The organism is Aeromonas sp. R3-1, from assembly GCF_040908345.1.
Classification (GTDB): Bacteria; Pseudomonadota; Gammaproteobacteria; order Enterobacterales; family Aeromonadaceae; genus Aeromonas; species Aeromonas veronii.
In genome coordinates, this window is record NZ_JBFODN010000171.1 from 1 (window position 1) to 3,737 (window position 3,737).

Genomic DNA, 3,737 nt, shown 5'->3' on the forward strand with positions numbered 1-3,737 from the left:
AAAAAGTGGAAAAAGCGACGACGGGGGGCAACCCCACCCATCGGGTGATGCAACAGGAGTGAAGAGAAGCGGATTTCCACCACAGCCCCTCATCCAACGCCACCTCTCATCCAGCACCACAGCTCCCGCACACCGTCACGCCAACGCCAACGCCAACGCCAACGCCATGCTCCCCACTCCTGTGCAGCAGGAGCAGATCCGCCGTGCAAATTCATGGCATAGATTTTTATGGCGCTAATAACAGATCCCGGCTGCCAGCAAGGCGTCACCGAGTATGCCGGAATAATCATTAACAGAGAGGAATGCAAAAGCCGTGAATTATATTCCAGAGGTATCTTTAATAAGGTGGATATGCATATTCACGGGAATTTTCATAGCCCCTTAAAAGAGCTGAAAACAGATATCCATGCACCATAATATGCATTATTTGCACATCGGCGCATAATATTAACCCTTTATTCACACGCCAATATCCCGAAGAGGGGGAGAGCAAACCCAGTCAGGGCAAGGCTGTCCGCCGGTTCGGCACCATTTGCATACGAATTGGCTGCGATTTCGGGTGAATTGAATAGCAATATGATTAAATTTGCACCCATTGAGCCATCTCATAGAAATGCAATCAGCGGTTTGCAACCCCTGATAGCCACTCATAGAATCGCAGCGTCTGAAATATCTACCCTGTCCTCTTATCCCTTATTCCTCTCAGTAATTGAGTGGATCACAAATAATAACCGGGGATGCCGCCGCTGGCGCAATGGCCGTGGCACACAACAAGATGGGGTAAACCTGTACCTGAATGAACAACAAATATTAAAAAGAGGCATATCTATGAGTGGCACCATCATCAAGTCGGCAAGAAATACCCCCCATGCACCCCAGGATCTGGGCCCCTGCACCCAAACGGTGGCGTTTTCTCATTACAACAATATCTCCGCCCAGCTGCCGGTCGATCCCGCCACCGGCAAGATGGTGAGCGGCGATGTCACCGCGCAGGCAAGACAGTGCCTGAGCAACCTCAAGGCAATCATCGAGAGCATCGGCCATGTGATGGACGATATGGTCAAAGCGACCATCTTCCTGAAAGAGATGGCGGATCTGGAGGCGGTCAACGCCGTCTATCGCGAATTCTTCCCGGGCTATCTGCCGACCCGCACCACCCTCGCCGTCGCCGCCCTGCCGCTGGGCGCGCTGGTGCAGATCGATGCCATCATCTCCAACGGCGAAGGTACCTTCCCGCAAGATCCTTGCCCGCTGGTTAAACTGGCCCGCAACAGTGACAAGGCGCCGCACAATCCGCTCTCCACCCATACCGTGGCCTTCTCCCACTACAACAATATCGGCGCCCAGCTGCCGGTCGAGGCCGCCTCGGGCCAGCTGGTTGCCGGTGGCATCAAGGAGCAGGCGGGCCAGTGCCTGCGCAATATCAAGGCGGTGCTGGAGAGCATCGACGTGCCGTTTGACGATATCGTCAAGGTTACCGTCTATCTGACCGATCTGGCCGATCTGGAAGCCGTCAACGAGGTCTACACCACCTTCTTCCCCGACTCCGCCATCGCCCGCGCGGTGGCCTATCTGCCTGCCCGCTCTGTGGTCAGTGCCGCCGCCCTGCCCATGGGGGCGCGGGTGCAGATGGATGCGGTCATCTCCCACGGTGATGGCACCCCGCCACAACTGGTGGAAGACAGACACAATCTGGTGATCCGTGCCCGCAATACCGACAAGGCACCGCGCAGCCCGCTCCATTGCCAGACCGTCGCCTTCTCCCACTACAACCATCTCTCTGCGCAACTGCCGATTGACCCCGACACTGGCAAGATCCTGGCAGGCTGCATCAAGGAGCAGACCGCCCAGTGCCTGAGCAATATCAAGGCAATTGTGGAGAGCATTGGCCATGTGATGGACGATATCGTCAAGGTCAATATCCAGCTCGCCAATATCGCGGATCTGGATGCGGTCAACGCCGTCTACACCAAATATTTCCCGGGCTATCTGCCTGCCCGCACCGTAATCGGGGTAATCGAACTGCCCACCGGTGCCCTGGTGCAAATTGATGCGGTGATGTCCAATGCGGAAAGTACCCCGCCGCAGGTGTAAGTGTTGCGTTAAATAATAAAAGGACACCGGCTTAGGCCGGTGTCTGGTGATAACTAGAATTCTCCCCCATTAAATCTATACCTTTATCCTTTCTTTCAAATCGGATGGGACAATGTAGAGGACTGTTCTTCCATCCTTAGTAGGCAATAACAACTTCATATCTACCAAGTTATTTAAATGCGTCCTGGCTGTATTTTCTGTAACACTATAGGTGTTTGCGACCCCTTTAGCTGTGAATATACTTCCTGGATTCTTCATCCCCTTTTTAAGGAGATCCTTTTGTATAAAATTCAGCTTGTCATTGATACTAGAATGTTCAAGTAACGCAACCACTTGATAAAAGTCATCTGTTTTTTGCTTGAGATACTTTTTCAGTTCCTCAAACGCTTGCAATATTATATCTAGTTGAAAATCTATAAAATAGGTTAGATCACTATCATCTTTTTCTGTGTACATATATGAAAGACCGTACCCCTTAGGGTCTTCTCTCAATAATTTACTAATTGATATATATTTAAATAAGTTATAGTCATTCTTAAGCATATACCAATAAAATAACGCTCTAGCAGTTCTACCATTTCCATCTCTAAACGGGTGTTCATACCCGATCATAAAATGCAATATAATTGCCTTTATTACTGGAGGAATGAACTCTTGTCCACTTTTACCGTTATGCTCTTCATTAGCAAACTCACAAAGCTTGAGCAATCTATCTTTTATATGAACGAATGAAGGTGGTTGGTGAGCAATTTCACCACGGTCATCCTCAACATATATATCATCATCCTCTCTAAACACACCAGGAATCACATTGTTTTCGGTAGTGTTGAGAGTTGCAATTCTATGGAAATTCAAAATTAGGTCTATAGTTAAATTTTCATGAGCTATTTTTTCTGCGTACTTTAAAAGAAGATAATTATTTATAATCATCCTCTCATCTTCATCTACAGGCTCCCGCTCCTCTTCAAGCATTTTTTTTGCTACTTCTCTTGTGGTTGAGGCACCTTCAAGTTGAGCACTTGTTATTGCTTCTTCCATAATAAGAGACGACACTAGAAATTTTTTTTGAATACTGTCGGAAGCTACACCATCTGCGGTAGCGCCTACATTACCACCAGCAACTTTAACAATTTCATGGAGTTTTGCTTCCATTGAGTGAGGAATGTTGTAATGGAAGCGACGTCCCTTCTCATCAGTTAAATTAATAAACTTACTTTGAAAACTTCTTTTAAATTTTATCGCCAACCATATTTTTTCTGCATCTTTAGTTGGCACTCTCCATTTCAGTTGATCCCAGTGAAGGTATCTTCCTTTTTCATCAGTGGCATTGTATTGAGTAATGAATTCTGCAATATCAGAGATTGATACTTTTGTGATATCAAACTCAGGAGCTCTTTCGACTCTAGGCTTAGCCATAACTCAACTCCAGATTTTTTAGTTTAAATTTCATTTTAGAACCCTACCACATAGGATTCACAACAGCAACAACAATCATAAGCATATGATTTATATGAAGTAAAACCAATCTTTCTACATGTAACTCAAAAAAATATGGTTACATTTAAATTTCTAACTTGCTATGACTTCTGCCCTTACTGAAAGAAGTCACATACCAATCATTGATATTTATGTAAAAAAAGCGC

General features: G+C 46.7%; 2 protein-coding genes. One reads left to right on the forward strand and one right to left on the reverse strand.

Annotated features, from left to right (window positions below; genetic code table 11):
- The first annotated feature begins 828 nt into the window (after window positions 1–828).
- Window positions 829–2,094 carry a RidA family protein gene (locus AB5Y85_RS10590; protein ID WP_257687067.1) on the forward strand — a complete coding sequence of 422 codons (1,266 nt, stop codon included), beginning with the start codon at window positions 829–831 and terminating at the stop codon, window positions 2,092–2,094.
- 75 nt (window positions 2,095–2,169) lie between these two features.
- Here AB5Y85_RS10590 and AB5Y85_RS10595 read toward each other — a convergent pair whose 3' ends face one another.
- Window positions 2,170–3,510, reverse strand: a complete 1,341-nt coding sequence (locus tag AB5Y85_RS10595; protein ID WP_167572417.1) for a Fic family protein — start codon at window positions 3,508–3,510, stop codon at window positions 2,170–2,172.
- Window positions 3,511–3,737 lie beyond the last annotated feature (227 nt).